This window comes from Actinokineospora auranticolor (assembly GCF_041897805.1).
GTDB classification, from domain to species: Bacteria; Actinomycetota; Actinomycetes; order Mycobacteriales; family Pseudonocardiaceae; genus Actinokineospora; species Actinokineospora auranticolor.
Map to the genome: position 1 here is coordinate 5,933,688 of NZ_CP154825.1, position 20,559 is coordinate 5,954,246.

Below are 20,559 nucleotides of genomic sequence, written 5' to 3' on the forward strand. Positions count from 1 at the left end.
GCCGCTCACATCCAGGCCGGGCTCCGCACAGGTTCGGGTGGGCTACTGCGCGGCGTGAGGATTCTCGGGCTTGGAGGAAAGAACATGCCTGTGGTGTCGAGGCGCCTGGTGGCGCTCGGTGTTTTCGGGGTGGCGGTCGCCTTGACCGCGCCCGCGGTGGCGGCGGCCGGCCCCGGGGACGACCCGTCGGCGCGGGCGGCGGCCGGTGGGGACCGGACGCAGGACGTGCGGCGGGCGATCGAGGGCGGCAAGGCCCGCAACGTGGTCCTGTTCATCGGTGACGGGATGGGCGACTCGGAGATCACCATCGCGCGCAACTACGCGCGCGGCGCCGCCGGGCGGCTGGAGATGGACTCGCTCCCGCTGACCGGGGCGTACACCACCTACGCCGTGGCCAAGGGCGACCCGTCCAAGCCCGACTACGTGACCGACTCCGCCGCGTCCGGCACCGGCTGGGCGACCGGCAGCAAGACCTACAACGGCGCCATCTCCGTCGACGCCTACGGCAACCCGCTGCCGACCATCCTGGAACTGGCCAAGCGCAACGGCTACCGCACCGGCGACGTGACCACCGCCGAGGTCCAGGACGCGACCCCGGCCGTGCTCGGTTCGCACGTCGTCAGCCGGGACTGCAAGGGCCCCAACGAGACCAGCACCGCGTGCCCGGCCAACGCCAAGGAGAACGGCGGCGCGGGCTCGATCTCCGAGCAGCTGGTGCAGACCCGCCCGGACGTGCTGCTCGGCGGCGGCGCGACCTTCTTCAACCAGACGGTCAAGGCGGGCCAGTTCCAGGGCAAGACCGTGCTCGACCAGGCCAAGGCAGCGGGCTACCAGGTGGCCACGGACGCCGCGGGCCTGCGCGCCGCGCGCGGCGACAAGCCGCTGCTGGGCCTGTTCGCGCCCAACAACATGGACCTGCAGTGGGTCGGCCCGGTCGCGAAGGTGGGCGGCACCGAGCCGTCGACCTGCCAGCCGAACGCGAACCTGCCCGCCGCCCAGCCGAAGCTGGCCGACATGACCCGCAAGGCGCTCGACGTCCTGGACCGCTCGAGCCGCGACCGGCACGGCGACAAGGGCTTCTTCCTCCAGGTCGAGGGTGCCAGCATCGACAAGCAGGACCACGCCGCCAACCCGTGCGGTCAGATCGGTGAGACCGTCGGCTTCGACGACGCCGTCGCCGCGGGCCTGGCCTACGCCCGCAGCCACCCCGACACCCTCGTCGTCGTGACGGCGGACCACGGCCACACCAGCCAGATCATCCCCAACGGCACGAAGAGCCCCGGCCAGACCGCCACCCTGGTCACCCGCGACGGCGTCCCGATGACGATCAACTACGCCACCAACACCCCGGGCCAGTCCCAGGAGCACACCGGCACCCAGGTCCGCATCGCGGGTTACGGCCCGCAGGCGGCCAACGTCGTCGGCGTCACGGACCAGACCGACCTGTTCCGCACCATGAGCCGCGCCCTCGGCGTCCGCTGACCGGCCCGGTCGAGCCACTACCGGCCGACCGCGCCACTGTTCCGCACAACTGATTCGCCACCGCCCGGCCGGAACCCGTCCCGCGATCACGCGGGGCGGGTTTCCGATGTCCACACCGGGTCGAGATCCACTGTACTCCGCTGTGGACCGCAACCGCCGCGGGTTTTACACAGGCCCGCGCTCACCGAGCGGGAAACCCCTGAAAGACAAGGCTTTCTACTACCGGATCGAGTGAATCGACCGGCTATACCCGCCACTTTCCCTTGTGTGAGGGCTAGTGTGTGCGGCGTTGGTGCGTTGTGCCTGGTGGTGCGGGGATGCGGACACCGACTCCGGACATGTGGCGCGGCCTGGTCAGGCGAACGCGTTCTCGGTATGGACAAGAACCGGACAGCGCGAGCGCGATGTCAGGAACGCGCTGGACCGGGGGCGTGGACCGTGAGGTAGGTTCCACGACCGTCCGATACCGGGTGCTCGGAGGGTCACACCATGTCACAGGGTCCGGGATTACCCCCAGACAGCGGGAACGACGTCTACCTGTCGAAGACGCTCCGGCACGCGCCGACCGATCTGTTGTTGGACGACGCCGTGGCGAGCGGCCTGGTCCGGTCGGTGCTGGGCCGGTCCGTGCGGGTGGCGGTCGGGACGTTCCTGCTCTTCGTCCTGCTGTGGGTGGTGAACGGCGGGGTGTTCAGCCGGGGCGACGACGCGGAGACGTGGTTGATCGTCGGCGCGCCGGTCGCGTTCGGGGCGTTCGTGGCGTACTGGCTGGCCTTCCTCACCGGTGAGAAGCAGGAGGCGATCAGCGAGTGGTGCACGCTGCTGGCAGGTAAAGCCGGAGCGGCGGACTCGGTGTACAGCCACATCGCGGGTGGGCTGCGGGACCGGCAACTGCCGATCCACAACTACCAGGTGCGGCGCACCGCCACGGCGTTCGGCGCCACCGGGAACCGGTTGGTGCTGGTCGACGGGCACCACTACGTGTTCGTGTCGGTGTTCGCCTACGGCACCAGCCTCTACCTGGGGTGGACGATGTGGCGGATCCGGCGCGGCCGCGTCCTGCTCCAGCAGAGCGTCGGGCGCCACTCGGCCGACCGCTTCGACGCCGTGGGCCGGATCCTGGACCTGGAGCGGCTCAAGGCGATGCGGGAGGCCGTGCACGCGACCTGCCGCGAGGCGCTGGACGCCGCGGTGCGGGACGAGGCCGTGGCCGAGACGTACGGATTCCCGTCGGGGATGCCGCCCGTCGAGGGGCTGCCGTACGGGCAGGCGCCGAGCCCCAACCGGCCGTGACGCGCCCGGGGTGGGCACCGGACGGAGCCGCAGCGGCGGGAGCCGGGGTGGGGGCGACACCTTCGGGAGTGGTCACGACCCACGGCGGCGGTCGGTGGTGGGCGTGGGCGGCGAGCCGGATCGCGCCCGCGGCAGGCAACCGGGGTTCCGGTGCGCCCGTGGCCGCCGACCGGGTTTCTGGCGCGCCGGAAACCCGGCAGGGCGGGGTGGGCGCGGCCGCGCCGCCGGTCACCGTCCACAACCAACAGTCCGGGCCCGCGAACCACGTCGTGCAGGTCGGGCAGTTGTTCGGCGGGGTGCACATCCACGAGGGCGCGGCGCCCGTGCCGGACGACTCCGCGTGGCTGCGGTCGTGCTGGGAGGTGGCGGGTGACGCGCCGTTCGAGGTGCGCTACGTCAACCGGCCCGAGCGGCCGGGGCTCGACTGCTTCCTGATCACCCGGGCGGACAGCGTCGACCAGGACGACGCGCGGCGACGGGTGGCGGACTCGCGCGCCCGGCTCGGGCGGGTGCCGGGGCACGTCGGCGCCGAGCCGGTGGTCGACGAGGCACACGCGCGGTGGGTGCTGGAACCGTTCCGGCCGCACGGTGCCGGCCTGGTCGAGGTGCGCAAGCGCTTGACGGCGCGGCGAAGCAGCCGGGACGACGCGCGGGACCCGTGGTTGACGGCGGTGACGCCGTTGGCCCGTTCGCCGCGGTCGTGGGAGCCGTTGTGGGCGGAACTGGCGCGGCTTCCGTTCGAGGCGGTGCTGTCCGTGGGGCTGCTCGGGTACCGGGTCGGTCCCGGACTGCGGTCCCACCTCGCGGCGCGGGCCGCCGAGTTCGGCAGGCTCGCGCGGGAGGGGCCGTCGCGCACCGGGGTGTGGCACGCGCCTCGACCGCCGGACGAGTTCGCCGTCGCCGCGCTCCCCCTTGTCTCGGAAGCGGTGCGCCGCTACACCGACCGCGCGTACCTGGCGCGGGTCACGCTCGCGGCCACGCGGCCGATCCCGCCGCTGCTCGCCGAACTGGTCGCGGACACCCTCTCGTCCCGGGACCCGGGCGTCGGGTTCGCCGGGCCCGCGGTGCTGCGACCGGGTGCCGCGGACGCGGCGATCGCCTGGCACAACGCCACTTCGCTCGGCTTCGCCCCGCTTTCCGCCTACGACCAGGGGAATCCCCCGGAGGCGATCGGCGCGGTGGAGCGGGTGCTCGGCGGGATCGTCGACCTCGACGAGGCCGCCGCGGTGTGTAGGCTCCCCTACCGGGTCTCCAGTGGTTCTCCACTGTTCGTCGACCATTCCTCCTGACACTGCCAAACGCCAGATTTGGCATCAGACCACGGGCTGATCCCATATCCCCCTTGTGGGCGTTGTGGTGCGCGACCGCGACTGAGAGCGTGCTTGGCGACCTGGACACGAGGAGGGGGTTCTGTGCGCAGGATCGCAAGAGCAGTCGGCGGGTTCACCGCCGCGGTGGCCATCGCCGCCGGGATGGTCCCGGTGGCGTCGGCGGAATCGTTGGGGCAGCGGCGGATCGAGTGGGGGCCGTGCCCGGAGTCCGCGCACACCGAGTGCGGGAAGCTCAGCGTGCCGGTGGACTGGGCCGAGCCCGGTGGTACGCGAATCGACCTGACCGTGGCCCGCAGGAAAGCGGGCGACCCGGCACGGCGCATCGGGGTGTTGTTGGTGAACCCCGGCGGGCCAGGCGGGTCCGGGGTGGATGTGGTACTGGCCGCCGAGCAGGTGATAACCCCGGACCTGTTGGCGCGCTTCGACATCGTGAGCTACGACGCGCGGGGCATCGGGCGCAGCCAGCCGGTGCGGTGTTCGGCGGAGCTGCTGGGCAGGCAGCCCACGGCGTATCCGGCGAGCCAGACCGAGTTCGACGCGCTGGTCGCGTACAACCGGGAGCTGGCCGCGGATTGCCGGGCGCGCAGCGGACCGGTCTTCGACCACGCCGATTCCCTGTCGGTGGTGCGCGACATCGACGCGTACCGCCGCGCGCTGGGCGAACGGAAGATCAGCTTCTACGGGCTGTCGTACGGCACGCTCATCGGCCAGCAGTACGCCGAGGAGTACGGCGAGCACGTGCGGGCGATGATCCTCGACTCGAACATGGACCACAGCCTCGACGCGCGCGGGCTCGGCGACACCGGCGCCGCGGCGGGCGAGGACTCGTTCGCCGAGTTCGTCGCCTGGTGCGACCGCACACCCGGTTGCGCGTTGCACGGCCGCGACGTCGGCGCGGTGTGGGACGGCCTGCTGGCCCGCGCCGACCACGGCGAGGTCGTGGACGGGTCGGGTCGGGTGGTGACGGCGAACGGGCTCGCCCGCGGGGCGCACAGCCAGCTCGCGTTCCCGAACTGGTCCGAGTTGGCGGAGCAGATCGCGGCCGCCGACGGGGGCGCGCCCATCCAGTTCCCCAACGACCAGGCACAGCCGGTGGACGGGACGCTGCCCAACTCGTACCTGGCGATCTTCTGCCAGGACTGGGCTGTCCGGGCCCGGGACCAGCGCGAGGTCGACGAGATCCGGACGAGGCTGACGCGGATCGCCCCGCACCTGCGGGGCTCGCCCAACACGCTGAAGGCGGTGCTGAACTGCACGGGCCTGCCGGAGAAGGTGAACAACCCGCAGCACCGGCTGCGGGTCACCAAGGCACCGGAGATCCTGATGATGGCCGTGCGGCACGACCCGGCGACGGCGTACGCGTGGTCGGCCAACGCCCACCGCCAGATCCGCGGCACCTCCGTCCTGCTCACCTACGAGGGCTGGGGGCACGGCGTGTACCACCGCTCCGACTGCGCCCGCCAGGCGATGGACCGCTACCTCCTCGAGCTGCGCGCTCCCCGCGACGGCGCCCGCTGCCCGGCGGTCGAACCCGCGCCGCCCGCACCGGGGCTGGTCGGGGCGCGCTAGGCGGCTCCGCTTGACGCAGGAGGAGCCCGTACGGCTTGGCCGTACGGGCTCCTCCCCCGTTCGGTTCCGCTAGTCGCGGGCGGCGATGGCCTCGATGATGCGGGGGCGGAGTTCGGCCGCGCGGATGACCGCGTCCACCGAGCCCACCTTCACGGCCCGCTGGATGTTGTGGACGCGGTCGAACTCGGTGGCGACCTCGCCGAGCTTCTCGGCGCGGACGGAAGCGCGCAGCTCGTCCAGTTCCACGTTCAGCGCGCCGCGCTCGGCGCCCTGGACGCCCGCGATCTTGGCTTCCAGGTCGCGGATCCGCGGGTCCGACGCGGTGCGCGCGTTGACGTCACTGGCGAAGACCGCCGCGGCGGCGGGCGCGCCGCCCAGCACCGAGGCGAAGGAGCCCTCCAGCGCCAGGACCGTCATGTTCGGGTTCAGGGCCTTGGAGAACACCACGAACGCGCCGCCGTGGTAGCGGGAGATGACGCAGAAGACGATCGGGCCGCGGAAGTTGACGATGGCCCGGCCGATCTCGGCGCCGTACTCCAGCTGCAGCTTGCGCATCGACTCCGGGGAGCCGTCGAAGCCGGACAGGTTCGCCAGCACGACCAGCGGGCGGTTGCCGCTGGCGGAGTTGATGGCGCGGGCGGCCTTCTTCGACGACCGCGGGAACAGCGTGCCCGCGGTGTAGGTGTCCGGGCCGTCGGTGGGCGGGAAGCCGCGGCGCGGGACCGCGCGCGACTCGATGCCGATCAGGCAGACCGGCCTGCCGCCCAGGTGCACGTCCTGCACCGCGGTGGTCTCCGCGTCGGCCATGCCCGCCCACCGCTCCAGGACCGGGTGGTCCTGGTCGGACAGCGCGCGCATGACCGTGCGGATGTCGAACGGCTTCTTGCGGTCCGGGTTGTGCTCGGCGGAGAAGATCTGGCCGACGGTGGTGAAGTCGCTGTCGACGATCGCGTGCGGGTAGTCCGACACGTCCCGGTCGACCGGGTCGGTGGTCCGGGTGTGGCGCGGGGCCGACTCGCCGGGGACGACGTAGGTGTGGTCGTAGTGGGACATCAGCACATCGCGCGCGGCGGTCAGGTTGGGCGCCCAGTACTGCGCCTGCCCGTTCGGGCCCATCACCCGGTCGTAGCCGCCGATGCCGAAGTTGTCCTCGGCCGACACGCCACCGGAGAAGTCGAGCGCCTGCTTGCCGGTCAGCACCATGGCCGAGTCCGGCGTCATCACCAGCACGCCCTTCGTGTGCATGAGCATCGTGGCCTCGGCGTTCCAGTACGGCTGGGCGCCCACGGTGATGCCCGCCACCACGATGTTGATCTCGCCGCCCGCCTGGGTGAACTCGACGATCCGCTTGAGCGCCGCGGCCACCCAGTCCATGTTCTCGGTGCCGGACTCCATCGAGACCCGGGCGCCGGAGGACAGCGCGTACCACTCGACCGGTACCCGCGTCCGCTCGGCGAGGTCGAGCGCCGCCATGACCCGGCGGCACTCGGGCTCGGCCAGCGCGCCGAGCGACTTGGTCGGGTCGCCGAGCAGCACCACGCGGGTGACGCCCTCGGGGTGGCGGCGGGTCTTCGTGGTGACCACGCCCGCGACGATCCCGGACTTGTTGCGCCCCTTCGGCCGGTCGACCGGCACCAGCGCGTGGTCGGCGTCGAGGTCGTGCTCGACGAACTCGCCGAGGATCTCGGTCAGCTCGTACGGGTACACGGAGTTGCGGGCCGCGGCGCGCAGCACCTTCTGCCGGTAGTCGTCGAGCGGGCGCACCGGCTCCAGCGACGCCTCGCCGACGGTCAGCTCCGTGCCGCCGGTGGCGTCGAAGCGGATCCGCACCGCGGTCTTGGCCAGCTCACCGGTCGCGTCGTCGCGGCGGCGGGCGATGAACAGGATCTCCTCCAGCCCGGCGCCCGCGGTGGTGGGCAGCACGCGCTTGGCGATCATGTCCAGCTCGGCGCGGGTGATCTCGCTCGGCGGCCAGACGTAGACCACGATCCGGTTGGTGTTGATCCGCTTGCGCGAGGGCCGCAGCGCCTGCGCGCGGCGGATCGAGTCGAGGCAGGTGGCGATGACGTCCTCGGCGGTGGGCAGCGAGACCAGCCTGCCGTCGTGCTCGCGCAGCTCGGCCAGGTCGCGGACCTGGGCGAAGGCGACCAGCCGCTCGTCGGACGGGTTCTCCCTGGCCACGCACTGGAAGAGGTAGACCTCCTCGTCGGAGGACGGCAACCGGGTCAGGTCGAACTCGCGCAACCGCTCCAGCTGCATCCGCTGGGCGATGTACGGGTGCAGACCGCGGATCAGCCGTTCCTCGGTCATCCCGGTGGTCGACGGGCGGAAGGTGAAGTGGTGGTGCATCACCGCGCCGCCGCTGCCCGCGACCGTCGCGGTGAGCCTGCGGACCTGCGCGGGCAGCGGGGTGGACTGGACCACGCCGTGCAGCGTGGCGACCAGCTCGTCGAAGTCGCCCGGCTGGCTCTCCCAGGCCAGGTAGATGTCGGCGTCGAGCGGGTCGGCGCCGGTGGCCAGCTCGGCCAGCCCGCGCAGCGCGCTGCCCAGGGCGTCGAAGGCGACCGCGGTGGAGACCACGGCGGAACCGGCGCGCTCGGCGACCACGAACGTGCAGTCCGCGACCTCGCGGGTGCGGACGGCGACGAGCTCCTTGTTGCCGTAGTAGCGCCTGGTCAGCACCTCGAGCATGGCCGAGTTGTCCAGGTCGGCGCGGTTGAGGCGCTGCCCGAGGAGCCGGACCAGCGGCTCGGTGCTGCGGACCATCTCGGCGATCCGCTCGGCGCGGTCCGGCGCCTGCGGGTTCGCGTCGAGGTGCCGCAGGTGCTTGCGGACGTCGGCGTACACGCGGGCCCGGTTGCGGCGCAGCAGCGGCTGGGCGAACCAGCCGAACACCACGCCGCGGGCCAGGTCGGCGACCGCGGGGAAGCGGACCTGGGTGGCGGCCACCAGCCGCTCCAGGGCCAGGCCGGCGGGCTCGCGCAGCGCCTCGTCCGGCGGCGGCTCCTGCAGCCAGGCGCTGAGCAGCGCGGTGACGACCGCGGCGTCGGCGGTGGCGCGCTGCTGGGCCAGGAAGATCCGGAACACGGCGGCTTCCAGCGCCGGGGTCCGCTCGAGGTCGGTGACCCCGTAGTGGCCCAGCGCGGTGGCCAGCTTGGCCTGGAACCGCTCCGACACCCCGGCCCGCTCGACGTCGAGGCTCTGCAGGTAGGTGTGGAAGTACTCGCGGGCGCTGTGCGCGTGGCCCGCGCCGTCCTCGCCGGTGGGCCGGTTGCGGCTCAGCTCGGCCAGGTCGGCGAAGGCCGCGACCAGCGCCAGTTCCGCGGCCAGCGGTCGCTGCCCGGCGGCGGTGGCCTCGCGGCGCGCGGACAGGTAGCCGGTGAGCACGCGGCGCTCGTCGTGCGGGTCGACGTCGAAGCCGAGCAGCAGGGCCCGCAGGTCCTCCTGGCCGCGGGCGACGCGGACCCGGGCGGGCACGTCGGCGGGCTCGACGGGCAGGTCCAGCTCGACGGTGCTGCCGGTGTCGGTGTCCTCGGCGGTGTCGTCGGCCAGCGGCTCCAGCCGCATCAGCGGCGCGCCGGTCTCGACCTGGCTGCCGACGGCGACGGCCAGCTCCTTGAGCCGGGCCTTGAACGGCGCGCGCAGCACCGTCTCCATCTTCATGCTCTCCAGCACCAGCACCGGCGCGGCCGCCTCGACCACGTCGCCGACCTGGACCGGGGTGGCCACGACCAGCGCGGGCGCGGGCGAGCGGACGACGCCGCCCTCGTCGCGGGTGACCCGGTGCGCCACGCCGTCGACCTCGACGAGGTGGGTGGGGCCGTGGGTGCCGGTGAGCAGGCGGTAGCGGGTGCCGTTGACCGCGATCTGGCCGGTGTGCCGGTCGAAGCGGTCGAGCACGACGTCGGCGGCGCGGGACTGGTCGCCGGACTCGACGCCGACCCGGAACCGGGTGGCGCCGACCCTGGCGACCCGGACGCGGTAGCCGACGCCGCGCAGCTTCAGGTCGAGCGGGCGGCCGCTGTCGTGGCGGGCCTGCGGGCGACCGCCGAACGCGGTGGACAGCAGGCGCTGCCGCTCGGCCTGCTCCTGCTCCTCGTAGGCCTCGATGGCGGCGGCGGCGAGCGCGACGGCGGAGTGCCGGTGGGTGACCAGCCCGCCCTCGGCGCGGACCCGGTCGATCCAGCCGGTGTCGGCGCTGCCGTCGATCACCTCGGGCTGGTCGAGCAGGTCGAGCACGAAGCTCTTGTTGGTGGCGCCGCCCTCGATGATGACCCGGGTCTCGGCCATGGCCCGGCGCAGGCGGCCCAGCGCCTCGTCCCGGTCGCGGCCGTAGGCGATGATCTTGGCGATCATCGAGTCGAAGTCGGCGGGGATGGTGTCGCCCTCGCTGACCCCGGTGTCGACCCGGATGCCGGGACCGGCGGGCAGGTCGAGCCGGGCGATGCGGCCGGGGGACGGCGCGAAGTCGCGGTCGGGGTCCTCGGCGTTGAGCCGGGCCTCGATGGCGTGGCCGCGCTCGGCGGGCGGGGCGCCGTCGAGCTTCCCGCCGGACGCGACGTGCAGCTGGGCCCGGACCAGGTCGAACCCGGTGGTCGACTCGGTGATCGGGTGCTCGACCTGCAGGCGGGTGTTGACCTCGAGGAAGGCGAAGAGCCGGTCGCCGGGGTGGTAGAGGAACTCGACGGTGGCGGCGCCGCGGTAGCCGACGGCGACGGCCAGCCGCTCGGCGGAGGACTTCAGCTCGGCGGCCTGCTCGGGGCCCAGCACCGGGGAGGCGGACTCCTCGATGATCTTCTGGTTGCGCCGCTGCACGGAGCAGTCGCGCACGCCCAGCGCCCACGCGGTGCCCTGGCCGTCGGCGATGACCTGCACCTCGACGTGCCGGGCGCCGGTGACCAGGCGCTCGAGGAAGACCACGCCGGAGCCGAAGGCGCGGGCGGCCTCCTGGCTGGTGCGCTCGTAGGCGTCGGTCAGGTCGTCGGGCTTGGTGACGACCCGGATGCCGCGCCCGCCGCCACCGGCGGTGGCCTTGAGCATCAGCGGGTAGCCGATCTCCTCGGCCGCGGCCAGCGCCGCCTCCAGCGTCTCGACGGCGCCGCGGCTCCACGGCGCGACCGGGACCCCGACCTCCTCGGCGATCAGCTTGGCGCCGATCTTGTCGCCGAGCCTGCGCATGGCGTCCGCGCTGGGCCCGACGAAGGTGACGCCGACCCGCTCGCACAGCTCGGCGAAGGCCGGGTCCTCGGCGACGAAGCCCCAGCCGACCCACGCGGCGTCCGCGCCGGTCTCCACCAGCGCCCGCTCCAGGACGCCCAGGTCCAGGTAGGGGCGGGCGGCGGCGGGGCCGAGGTCGTAGGCGATGTCGGCCTCGCGCACGAAGGTCGCGGCGCGGTCGACGTCGGTGTGCAAGGCGACGGTCTCGATCGGCGAACCGGTCTCCGCGGCCAGGTCACGGACCGCGTGGATGAGCCTCATCGCGGCCTCACCACGGTTCACGATGGCGATACGACTGAACACCGACCGGGTCCCTCTCTCCAAGGCCCAGCTCGCCCGACCGGCGAACCGGGCGGGTCCGGTGATCGCTTGTGGTCAACGGGCCGAGAGCCTGACGGATGCTGACGGCCCGAGTGTAGTGACCGCCCCAAGATCGACAACCAACTGGCGCGGATCTCACAGCCGATCACGCCCCGCGTGCCCGCGACCGCGCCCGCGGGCAATTGACCGGAAAGGCGAGCGTGAAACGGATTCGTGTGACGCGCACCCTTCCGACACGATAGCGGGCATGGCGTTGAGCGACCCGAGATGGGCTTTCATGCCGGACTCCGACGACTCCTTGCCGGATATCGTCGTGGCGGACATGACGGCAGTCGAGTGGCGGACCGCGCCGCGGTATTTCGCGGCCGATCCAGCGTGCGGTGCCGCAGGTCGAGTTCCTGACGTTCGAGCAGCTCACGACCGGCGCGGCGACCTGGGACTCGAACTTCGCGCAACTGGCCGTGAGCACCCCCAGGGCGGTTGACCGCGTGGTGCCTCATCGATGAACCGGCGGTCGATTTCGACCCCAAGGGGTCACCGAGGTCGAACACCTCGACGCGATCTCGGATTTCCTGCGCGAACTCGGCGGAATACCGAACCGGGATGCGACAATGAGCAGGGAAGGCGCGAGAGACCTGGTCGTCTGCCGCTATCCACACACCGCGGACACACTCGACTTTGCCCGGCACGGGTTCGCGGTTTAGCCGTACTCAAGGGTAATTTCAGGCTACCGTCCGGTAAAGCGGACAGGTACGTCCCGGGTTCACGTACCCGGCAAGCCGAACCCCGATCCGCCACTCGGCGGGCCGGGTCACCCGATGAGCCACTGTGGACAGTGCGCGAGCGGTCCCCGGCTCGCCCCGAACGCGCGAGTACTCGAGCGACCACGCCGAGCGATGCCTCCGGCAGAGGATCGCCCCCAACCGGCCAAAACGTCGCGGACGAGCCGAACCCGCGAGGAGTCGGTCGTGGGAGTGCCCCTCCGGCCTCCCCTACACGCCCCGGTTGGCGGTGCGCCGACGCACCGGGCGGACCAGCCGATACCTGTTCCCACGGTCTTCAGCGCCGGACCGCTTGTCGTGGCGCTCGGCGATACCGGTGGTGGCGAGCCAGGGACCTCCGCGACGGCACTGGCTCGAGATGTAGCGCAGGCGGGACGCCGGACCCGGTCCGTGCTCGGCGGTGAGCACGAGTTTGCGAGGAGGTCGGCGAGGGTTCGGGTTTCGCGCTCGGTGAGCCTCGAGAGCAGGTGCCGCTCGGCCGTGCCCTCCACGTCGAACCGGGCGTCGAGCGCGGCGACGCCCGCCGGGGTGAGCCGCACCCGGCCCCGGCGGCGGTCGGCGGGGTGCGGCTCGCGGGTGCTCAGGCCCCGGTCCTCCCAGGACGCCAGCCGCGCGAACAGGGCGCCCCCGAGTGAGGCCGAGGCGGTCGGCCAGCGCGCTGGCCCTCGCCCCATACCGAGGCCGACGCGCTGCTTGACATGGCGGACGGCGATCGCGCTGCCGCGCGTCGAGGCCCACCTGGACCGCGACCGGCGCCTCGACCGAACGACCCCGGAGGACGTGGTGCGTGCCACCGAGCCGTCATCGGGGCGGCCGGTGACCCGCGGGCCTCGTGGGATCTGCGCTACCCGCGGCTGCGCCACGACCCCGACCCGACCACCGGCGCGGCGCTGCTCGACCAGGCCACCGCGCCGCGCGACACCGCGCCGGACGACGCGCACCGCGGCTGGACCGAGTTCCTCCTGGGAAGGCTCGCCGACACCATCACCCGCGACCCCGACGCGGCGGCCGCCCACTACTGGCGGGCGGTCGGGGCCGCCGAGCGGCACGGCGACGACGCGCCGCTGTGCGAGTCCCTCTGCAGGCTCGGCGCAGGCCCACGCCAACGGCCATCCCAAGACCGCCCGCACCCTCCTCGACCGCGCCGCCCGCGCGGGCTCGCTCGCCCAGCCCCTCATGCTCGCCGACCTGGCGCGCGCACGCGGCGAGGCCGCGCCCGCCCGCGCCCGGGTCGAGGCCGTCAAGCAGTGGGCCGACGCCGTCGACGCCCACCGGATCACCGACCGGGCCACCGCCTTCCTCGCCGACGGCGACCACTGACCGGTTTCACTGCCTGCTGAAGGCCAACCCCACCCCGAAGCTGACGAGGACACCGCCGAGGGTCCCGTCGACCGTCCGACGCACGGCGGGCCTGCGCAGGACGTCGCCGAGTTTGGTGAACACCAACGCGTACGCGCTCATGCAGGCGAAGCTGACCACGGCCGTGATCGCGACCAAGGCGAACGGGACCCAGGCCGGATCGCCCGGGTTGGTGAACTGCGGTAAGAGCGCCGACATGAACAGCGCGGTCTTCGGGTTCAAGGAGTTGGTGAGCAGCCCGTCCCGGTACGAGGCGAGCACGCGCGCGGGCCCCGCCGACGCGGTGGCCGACGCCGCCACCGGCTCCCCCTTGCGGGCCGCGCTCAGCAGCGCACGGAAACCGAGGTAGCACAGGTAGAGCGCGCCGATCCACTTCAGCACGGTGAACGCGACGACCGAGGCGGCGAGCACCGCCGAGATCCCCGCGATCGAGGCGAGCCCCCAACCGATCTGGCCGGTGCTGCACCCGGCCGCCGTGGCGAGCGCGGAGCGGCGCCCGCGGCCCAGGGAGTTCTTGATGACCACGGCCGTGTCCGGGCCGGGGATCGAGGTCGCGAGCAGGGCCACGCCCGCGAAGGTGAGCAGTGCGGTGAGCATGGTTCCGACGGTAGCAGCGGGGACCGACAAAAATGTCACGCCCGGTACTCGGACGGTGTCACGCCGCGTCGGCGCTTGAACGCGGCGCTGAGCGCGAAGGCGTTGGCGTACCCCACTTTCCCGGCGATGGCCGCCACCGTCGCGTCCGTCTCGCGGAGCAGGTCGGCGGCCCGCTCGACGCGCCACTCGGCCAGGTGCGCCATCGGCGGCCGTCCCACCGCCGCGGTGAACCGCCGCGCCAGGACGGCTCGGGACGTGCCGGTCTCCGCGGCGAGCGCGGCGACGGTCCACGCGCGAGCGGGGTCGTTGTGCAGCAACCGCAACGCCTTGGCCACGAGCGGGTCCACCGGTCGCGCTTCCTGACCGTCAAACCACGTTCGGAGGGTCGAGATGAGCGCCAAGTCCAGTAACCGGTCCAGTACGGCCTGCTGCCCGGGTCGGTCCACGGAGGCCGCAGCGGCCGCGTGGTCGAACACCGGATCCCGCGTGCCACGGACCACTACGACGTCCGGCAGCGCCGTCAACAACCGCTCGCCGACACCCGCGCGTCCTTCGTAGGCACCGCTGAGCAGGACGGTCTCCCCCTCAGGGTCACCGCACGTCCTCGGCTCCGGGCCGCAGGCGCGGACACAGAAGTCGTCACTGGTTATCACGCGTGACGGTGGCGTATCCGGCTGTTCCGCCACCGTGTACGGCTCCGGTCCGCGAATGACCACTACGTCACCGGTTTCGATCGATACGGTCTCCCCTGCCGTGACCACCCACGCACGCCCTCCTAGCGCACTGACCAACGTGAGCTGCGCACCGCCCGTGAAGCGCACCGACCAATCCGGCGCAAGACCGATCCGGGTAACCAGAGCCGCCCGGGCGCGCACACCGTCGAGCAGGTCGGTAAGAGAGTCCATACCGCCAAGATAGAGAGTCTGAGACATCTACCCGAGCGCCTCGAACATGGTCCGTGTGGCGCGGGAGGGCTTGACTCTGCGTATGAGTCAAATCCTTGTCACGGGAGGGACGGGCAAGACGGGCCGTCGGGTCGTTCAACAGCTCACGGCCGCCGGTGTGCCGGTACGCGTGGGCTCCCGCTCGGGCACTCCGCCGTTCGACTGGACCGCGCCCAACACCTGGGACGCCGCGCTCGACGGCGTAGCAAGCGTTTTCGTCGTGCCGCACGAGACCGAACCGACAACGCGCCCGTTCATCCGCCGCTGCCTGGAGACCGGCGTCCGCCGCGTCGTGCTGCTCTCGGGACGCGGCGTCGACGTGCCCGGCTACGCCGACCTCGAGAGCCCGATGGCTCACGTCCACGTCGACGGCGAGGCCGCCGTCCGCGCGAGTGGTCTGGAGTGGACGATCGTCCGGCCGACCTGGTTCGCCCAGAACTTCACCGAGGGCTTCTTCCGCGACGCCGTGCTCGCGGGCGAGATCCGACTCCCCGCGGGCAAGGGCGCCGTGCCCTACGTCGACGCCGAGGACATCGCCGCCGTCGCCGTCGCGGCCCTCACCGAGGACACCCACCACGGCCAAACCTACGAACTATCCGGCCCCCACGCCTTGACCTTCGACGAGGTGACCGCGGAGATCTCGCGAGCCACCGGACGCACAGTGCGCTACGTGCCGCTGTCGGAGGAGGAGTTCATCGCGGAACTGGTAACCGAAGGCTGGTCCCCCGCGGAAGCGAGCGACTACGCCGCCGTCATCAGCCCCATCAGACACGACCTGGAAACCCCCATCTCCGACGGCGTGCACCGAGCCCTGGGCCGCCCACCCCTCGACTTCACCACCTTCACCCGAACCGCGTGGGCTACCTGACCAACCTGAACTCCGGGTGCGCTAGCCAGGCCGTCAGGAATTCCCCGCCCCCACCGTCGCCGCGGCGGCGGGGAGCAACCCGTCGAAGTCGATCAACGCGTCCAGTCGAAAAGCCAACGCTACCGCGACCCGCGCCACGACGTGGTGGTTCACCTTCGCCGACGAGTACGCCCCGATCGTCAGGCACGAGTGCGGCCGTTCCGCCCGCACGACCGTGTGGTCGATCTCGTCGTCGAAGTACTCCGTGTCGTCCTCGATGTTCATCGACGACAGGTGGCTGGAGTGGTCACCCCGCCACCGGAAGTCCCCACCGGTGGCGAAGTCGCAGAAGGTCTCCATCCAGCACAGCAGGTCGTCCACCGAATACGGCCGGTGCACCCACAGCCCCACCGATGGTCCCATCCGCTACCCCCGGCTGAGCCGGTGCCGCTGGTCCGCGTCGAGCCGCAGGGTCGTGGCGGCGACGTTCTCGGCCAGGTGGCGGAGTGCGGTTGTGCCGGGGATCGGCAGCACGACGGGGGCGCGGTCGAGCAGCCAGGCGAGCGCGACCTGGGCCCGGGTCGCGCCCAGCTCGGCCGCCACCGCCGCGACCGCGCCGTCGCTCGCGGCGGTGGCCGGGTGCACGGGGCGCCACGGCAGGAACGCGATCCCGGCGGCGGCGCAGGCGTCGAGTACGGGGTCGTGCTCGCGGTCGAGCAGGTTGTAGCGGTTCTGCACGCTCGCGATCTCGGTGACCCGCCGCGCTCGCGCCAGCTGCTCCACGGTCACCTCGGACAGCTCGATGTGCCCGATCTTGCCCGCGTCCCGCAGCTCGGCGAGCGCCCCCACCTGCTCCTCCAGCGGGACCTCGGGATCGACGCGGTGCAGTTGGAGCAGGTCCACGCGGTCGAGCCGAAGCCCGCGCAGGCCCTCGTCCACCTGCGCGCGCAGGAACTCGGGGCGCCCGCACAGCTCCGCCTCTCGTGGCGCGTCCACCCGCCGGACCCCGACCTTGGTCGCGATGAGCAGCCCCTCGGGGTACGGGTGCAGTGCCTCGGCGATCAGCTCCTCGTTGGCACCCCACCCGTAGAGGTGCGCGGTGTCCACGAGGACGACGCCGAGCTCGACCGCCTTCCGCAGCACCGCGACCGCGTCGTCCCTCCCGGTCTCGGCCCGGGACAGGTGCATCGCCCCGAACCCCATCCGCCGGACGCGGTGCTCCCCACCGATCGCGAACGCGCTCATCCGCCAACCCCCAGTCGACTCGGCGCGACTGTAGCAACCGAAACCCCGTGCCGTCGCCGGTCTCCACTACACCGCCGTGCCCGCTTTCCGGCGAAGGGCGCGCTTCCACGCCCCGTCGCCGAGCAGCGACAGGGTGGCGGGCAGCAGCACCCCGCGCACGATGGTGGCGTCGAGGATGACGGCCATGCCCATGCCCACACCGAGTTGCTTGTTCTCGATGGAGGTCAGGGTGACGAACACGGCGAAGACCGCGGTCATGATGACGGCCGCGCTGGTGACCACACCCGCGCTGCTCTCGATCCCGCCGACGATGGCGGCGCGCAACAGATCACCGGTGCCGAGGCGTTCGCGGATTCGGCTGAGGATGAAGATGTGGTAATCCATGCTCAGTCCGAAGAGGACCACGAAGACGAACAGCGGCAGCCAGTCCATCACACCGCCGTACGGCGTGAAGCCGAGGAGTGCGCTGAGGTTCCCGTCCTGGAAGATCCAGGTTACCACACCGCAGGCCGCCGCGATGGCCAGCAGGTTGAGCACAATGGACACCAGCGAGATGGCCACCGAGCGGAACACCGCGGCCAGCAAGGCGAAGGCCAGCACCAGGACGAACGCGAAGACCCACGGCGTCCGCTCCGCGACGCGTTCGGTGAAGTCGTGGGTCTGGGCGGCCTTCCCGCCGACGGCGAAGTCCACGCCGTCCACGCGACCGATGGTGGCGGGCAACAGTTCCGCGCGAAGTCGTTCCAGCGCGCGGACGGTGGTGTCGTCGGTGCCGGAGCCGGAGACCGGCACCCGGATGACGAGGGCGCGGTCGACCGCGGCCACCGCGATCGGTTCGTGGATCGGCTGGTCGGCACCGGCGCACGAACGCAGCTCCGCCACGGCTTCCCGCAGCCGCGGGGAGTCGACGGGTGAACCGTCCCGGTTCCACACCACCACCCGCGTCGGCGCCGCGGACCCGGGGAACGCCTCCTGCAGCCGGATCGCGTTGTCGACCGCCGCGACCTCGCGCGGCAGGCTGTTGACCACGGCCGCGTCCTGGAGCCGCATTCCCAAGGCGGGCAACGCGAGCACCACGAGCACCGCCACGGCCGCGCCGCCGAGGAGCAGCGGACGCCGGACCACCCGGTGCGCGATCCGCGACCACACCCGCGATTCCCGCGCCGCGACCCGGCCGCGCCCGAGGAACGGCACGCGCCACCGGTCCACCCGGTCGCCGAGCAGCGACAGGATCGCGGGCAGCACGACGACCGCGCCCGTGACCGAGACGCCGACGACCACCGCGGTGGCCACGGTGGCGCCGCGGAACGCGTCCAGCCCGGTGATCAGCAGCCCCACCAGGCAGAGCACGACCGTCAGCCCGGACACCACGACCACGTGCCCGGAGGTGCGGGCGGTGATCCGCAGCGCCGCGTCGCGGTCGCGGCCCGCGTGGCGCTCCTCCCGGTACCGGCGCAGGGAGAACAGCGAGTAGTCCACGCCGATCGCGATGCCGATCAGCAGGATCAGCGACGACGACGCGCTGTTGATCGGCATGACCTTGCCGATCAGCGCCAGCAGCGAGAACGTCGCGGCGAGCCCGGTCACCGTGAGCAGCACCGGGATGCCCACCGCCACGAGCGAGCCGAACACCACCACCAGGATCAGCACGACCACCGGTGCCGACAGCAGATGAGAACGCGCCAGGTCCGCTTTGACAGTAGCGTCAACGGCACTGGTGAGGCTGCGATCACCCGCCATGACCACCCGCACGTCCGGGTGACGCGCGGCGACCGCGTCGACGACCGCGGCGGCACCCGCGAAGTTCGCCCGAACCCGCTCGACCGGCTCGGCCACCCGGAAGGCGACCAGCGCCGACCGCCCGTCCGCGCTGATCAGGTCCCCGCCGTCCGGCGCCGTGGGCGACCGGACCTCCGCGACCGCGTTCTCCCTGGCGCGCAAGGAGTTCACCAGGTCATCCGCCGCCGCGCGCAACGGTGGGCTGTCGACGAAGGCGCCGCCCGGCGCCCTGGCCTGCACCAACACGTTCTCGCGGATCGCGTCGTAACTCCCTTGCGCGTCAAGGGTGGTTTGCGCGCGCCCCGACTCCCCCGGATCGGTCGCACGGGCGTCCGCCCCCTGGACGAGGACGCTCAGGGCGACGGTCACCACGACGAACACCAACCACCCACCGATGGCCCGCCACCGGTTGCGCACCGACCACGCGGCTATCCGCTCCACCAACGCGACCCTGTCCGCACCGACCGACGACATACTCTCCCCCATGGAAACTCTCCTTGGCACCTGCCAAGAAAAGTTAGCACTACCCGCCCGCGCCCCGCCACACCCCGGCAGCCAAGAGGACCGAGTTCACCGCGCCCGCGGGGAGACAAGGGAGGATCACACGACCGACACCGTCGATGTCCGCTCGGCGGACGACATCGCGGCACCCCACGACTCCGACGACGACTACCTGACGATCGCCGCCACTACGCCTCCCAAGAGTTCTCCCACGCCACGAACGGCGAGTACCACCTCTCAACGGGCACGGCCCCGCCGCCGGCGCCGGGTGTCCACGAGGCCGTGCTTGGTGATCGGTCGCAGAGCCCCGGGATGGATCGACGGGGGCTACGGGGCGCGGGCTGCTTGGAGGTCACCCCGAGCCCGCTCGACACCCGGGTCCGCGCACGACCGGCCGGATCCCGCCGGGCAACCCGGTCGAACACCCCGACCCGCCACGGACAGACGGACGAGCAACGCGCCCGTGAACTCGACCGATGCCATCCGGCCAAGCGCCGCCGGACCACGGGCAACGCCCCGACCGGATCGCGACCGACCGCTCGCCACCATCCACTATGGACCGAACTGAGCAGCCCTCGACTATCACCCGGTCGTGTGGCCACCACCCGACGGATACCGCCACTACCCGGCGATTCACCACCCAGCCGGGTCATTCGCACAGCCAAACGTCTCTTTAGGACAATTCCTGGACATCGGCGAGCGGGTGCGAGGAGCGCGGACGGGGTCGCGTACGGTGTCGGGTCAGTGGCCGCGGGGCGGTCACCGTCGGCACGGTGGTCACCGATTGGGGGCAGGTGCGGACCACCCCCTCGCCACCTGGAGCCGTGCCACCGATGTCGCGTCCCGAGCTGAGAACCCACCCGCTGCTGCGGCGCTTGGCGGACCTCGCGCTGCCCGACGCCGACCACGCGATCTTCGGCAGCGGACCGCTGCTGGCCTGGGGCATCCGCGACGCCATCGGCGACCTCGACGTCATCGCCAGGGGCGCGGCCTGGCAGCGCGCCGCCGCGCTGGCCGAACCCGCGGGCGCGTCCTCGGGCACCGGGCTGGTGGTGCGCCCGCCGGGCTCCGCCATCGAGATCTTCGACCGGTGGCTGGACCCCGTCTTCGACACCGACGAGCTCATCGACTCCGCCGACCTCATCGACGGCTTCCGGTTCGTCGCCCTGGACAAGGTCTACGCCTGGAAGCGCGCCAGCGACCGCCCCAAGGACAAGGTGGACGCCGACCTCATCGCCCGGTTCCTGCACTCCTGCCCGAGCTGATCCCGGTCCCGAGTCCTCAAGCGACAG

14 protein-coding genes are annotated in these 20,559 nt (G+C 72.3%); 8 read left to right on the forward strand and 6 right to left on the reverse strand.

The window, feature by feature from the left end:
- Window positions 1-84 precede the first annotated feature (84 nt).
- The 4 genes from phoA (at window position 85) to V5P93_RS25915 (ending at window position 5,675) form a co-directional block, all read left to right on the forward strand.
- Window positions 85-1,482, forward strand: coding sequence for an alkaline phosphatase (gene phoA / locus V5P93_RS25900; RefSeq protein WP_104481092.1), 1,398 nt, complete (start codon window positions 85-87; stop codon window positions 1,480-1,482).
- A gap of 489 nt (window positions 1,483-1,971) precedes the next feature.
- Entirely contained in the window at window positions 1,972-2,775 is an 804-nt protein-coding gene (locus V5P93_RS25905; RefSeq protein ID WP_146108194.1) for a hypothetical protein, read from the forward strand.
- A gap of 68 nt (window positions 2,776-2,843) precedes the next feature.
- Window positions 2,844-4,064, forward strand: coding sequence for a hypothetical protein (locus V5P93_RS25910; RefSeq protein WP_104481094.1), 1,221 nt, complete (start codon window positions 2,844-2,846; stop codon window positions 4,062-4,064).
- Between the two features lie 123 nt (window positions 4,065-4,187).
- On the forward strand, window positions 4,188-5,675 hold the full coding sequence (locus V5P93_RS25915) for an alpha/beta hydrolase (RefSeq protein WP_146108195.1): 1,488 nt from the start codon (window positions 4,188-4,190) through the stop codon (window positions 5,673-5,675).
- A 69-nt stretch (window positions 5,676-5,744) separates the two neighbouring features.
- On the opposite strand, the gene V5P93_RS25920 is transcribed toward V5P93_RS25915, so the two are convergent.
- Window positions 5,745-11,195, reverse strand: coding sequence for a carboxyl transferase domain-containing protein (locus tag V5P93_RS25920; RefSeq protein ID WP_104481096.1), 5,451 nt, complete (start codon window positions 11,193-11,195; stop codon window positions 5,745-5,747).
- Window positions 11,196-12,462: 1,267 nt separating this feature from the next.
- On the opposite strand from V5P93_RS25920, the gene V5P93_RS25925 reads away from it, so the two are divergent.
- Complete coding sequence (locus V5P93_RS25925; RefSeq protein ID WP_181043676.1) at window positions 12,463-12,630, forward strand: hypothetical protein; 168 nt, start codon at window positions 12,463-12,465, stop codon at window positions 12,628-12,630.
- A 541-nt stretch (window positions 12,631-13,171) separates the two neighbouring features.
- Complete coding sequence (locus V5P93_RS25930) at window positions 13,172-13,315, forward strand: hypothetical protein (RefSeq protein WP_181043677.1); 144 nt, start codon at window positions 13,172-13,174, stop codon at window positions 13,313-13,315.
- 6 nt (window positions 13,316-13,321) lie between these two features.
- Here V5P93_RS25930 and V5P93_RS25935 read toward each other — a convergent pair whose 3' ends face one another.
- Together V5P93_RS25935 and V5P93_RS25940 are read right to left on the reverse strand one after the other, a co-directional pair.
- Window positions 13,322-13,951 (reverse strand): LysE family translocator, encoded by a 630-nt coding sequence (locus tag V5P93_RS25935; RefSeq protein WP_104481097.1) that lies wholly within the window; start codon window positions 13,949-13,951, stop codon window positions 13,322-13,324.
- Window positions 13,952-13,986: 35 nt separating this feature from the next.
- Window positions 13,987-14,883 carry an AraC family transcriptional regulator gene (locus tag V5P93_RS25940; RefSeq protein WP_342752297.1) on the reverse strand — a complete coding sequence of 299 codons (897 nt, stop codon included), beginning with the start codon at window positions 14,881-14,883 and terminating at the stop codon, window positions 13,987-13,989.
- A 130-nt stretch (window positions 14,884-15,013) separates the two neighbouring features.
- Between V5P93_RS25940 and V5P93_RS25945 the strand changes: the two genes are divergently transcribed.
- Window positions 15,014-15,763, forward strand: coding sequence for an NAD(P)H-binding protein (locus V5P93_RS25945; protein ID WP_245931500.1), 750 nt, complete (start codon window positions 15,014-15,016; stop codon window positions 15,761-15,763).
- A 33-nt stretch (window positions 15,764-15,796) separates the two neighbouring features.
- Here the strand turns inward: V5P93_RS25945 and V5P93_RS25950 are convergent, their stop codons facing one another.
- The 3 genes from V5P93_RS25950 to V5P93_RS25960 all read right to left on the reverse strand — a co-directional run bounded on the left by V5P93_RS25950 (window position 15,797) and on the right by V5P93_RS25960 (window position 19,252).
- Window positions 15,797-16,165 carry a DUF6368 family protein gene (locus V5P93_RS25950; RefSeq protein ID WP_146108196.1) on the reverse strand — a complete coding sequence of 123 codons (369 nt, stop codon included), beginning with the start codon at window positions 16,163-16,165 and terminating at the stop codon, window positions 15,797-15,799.
- A 3-nt stretch (window positions 16,166-16,168) separates the two neighbouring features.
- Complete coding sequence (locus V5P93_RS25955; RefSeq protein WP_104481100.1) at window positions 16,169-16,987, reverse strand: aldo/keto reductase; 819 nt, start codon at window positions 16,985-16,987, stop codon at window positions 16,169-16,171.
- A 66-nt stretch (window positions 16,988-17,053) separates the two neighbouring features.
- Window positions 17,054-19,252, reverse strand: a complete 2,199-nt coding sequence (locus V5P93_RS25960; protein WP_245931501.1) for an MMPL family transporter — start codon at window positions 19,250-19,252, stop codon at window positions 17,054-17,056.
- A gap of 848 nt (window positions 19,253-20,100) precedes the next feature.
- Between V5P93_RS25960 and V5P93_RS25965 the strand changes: the two genes are divergently transcribed.
- Complete coding sequence (locus V5P93_RS25965) at window positions 20,101-20,532, forward strand: hypothetical protein (RefSeq protein WP_104481102.1); 432 nt, start codon at window positions 20,101-20,103, stop codon at window positions 20,530-20,532.
- Window positions 20,533-20,559 lie beyond the last annotated feature (27 nt).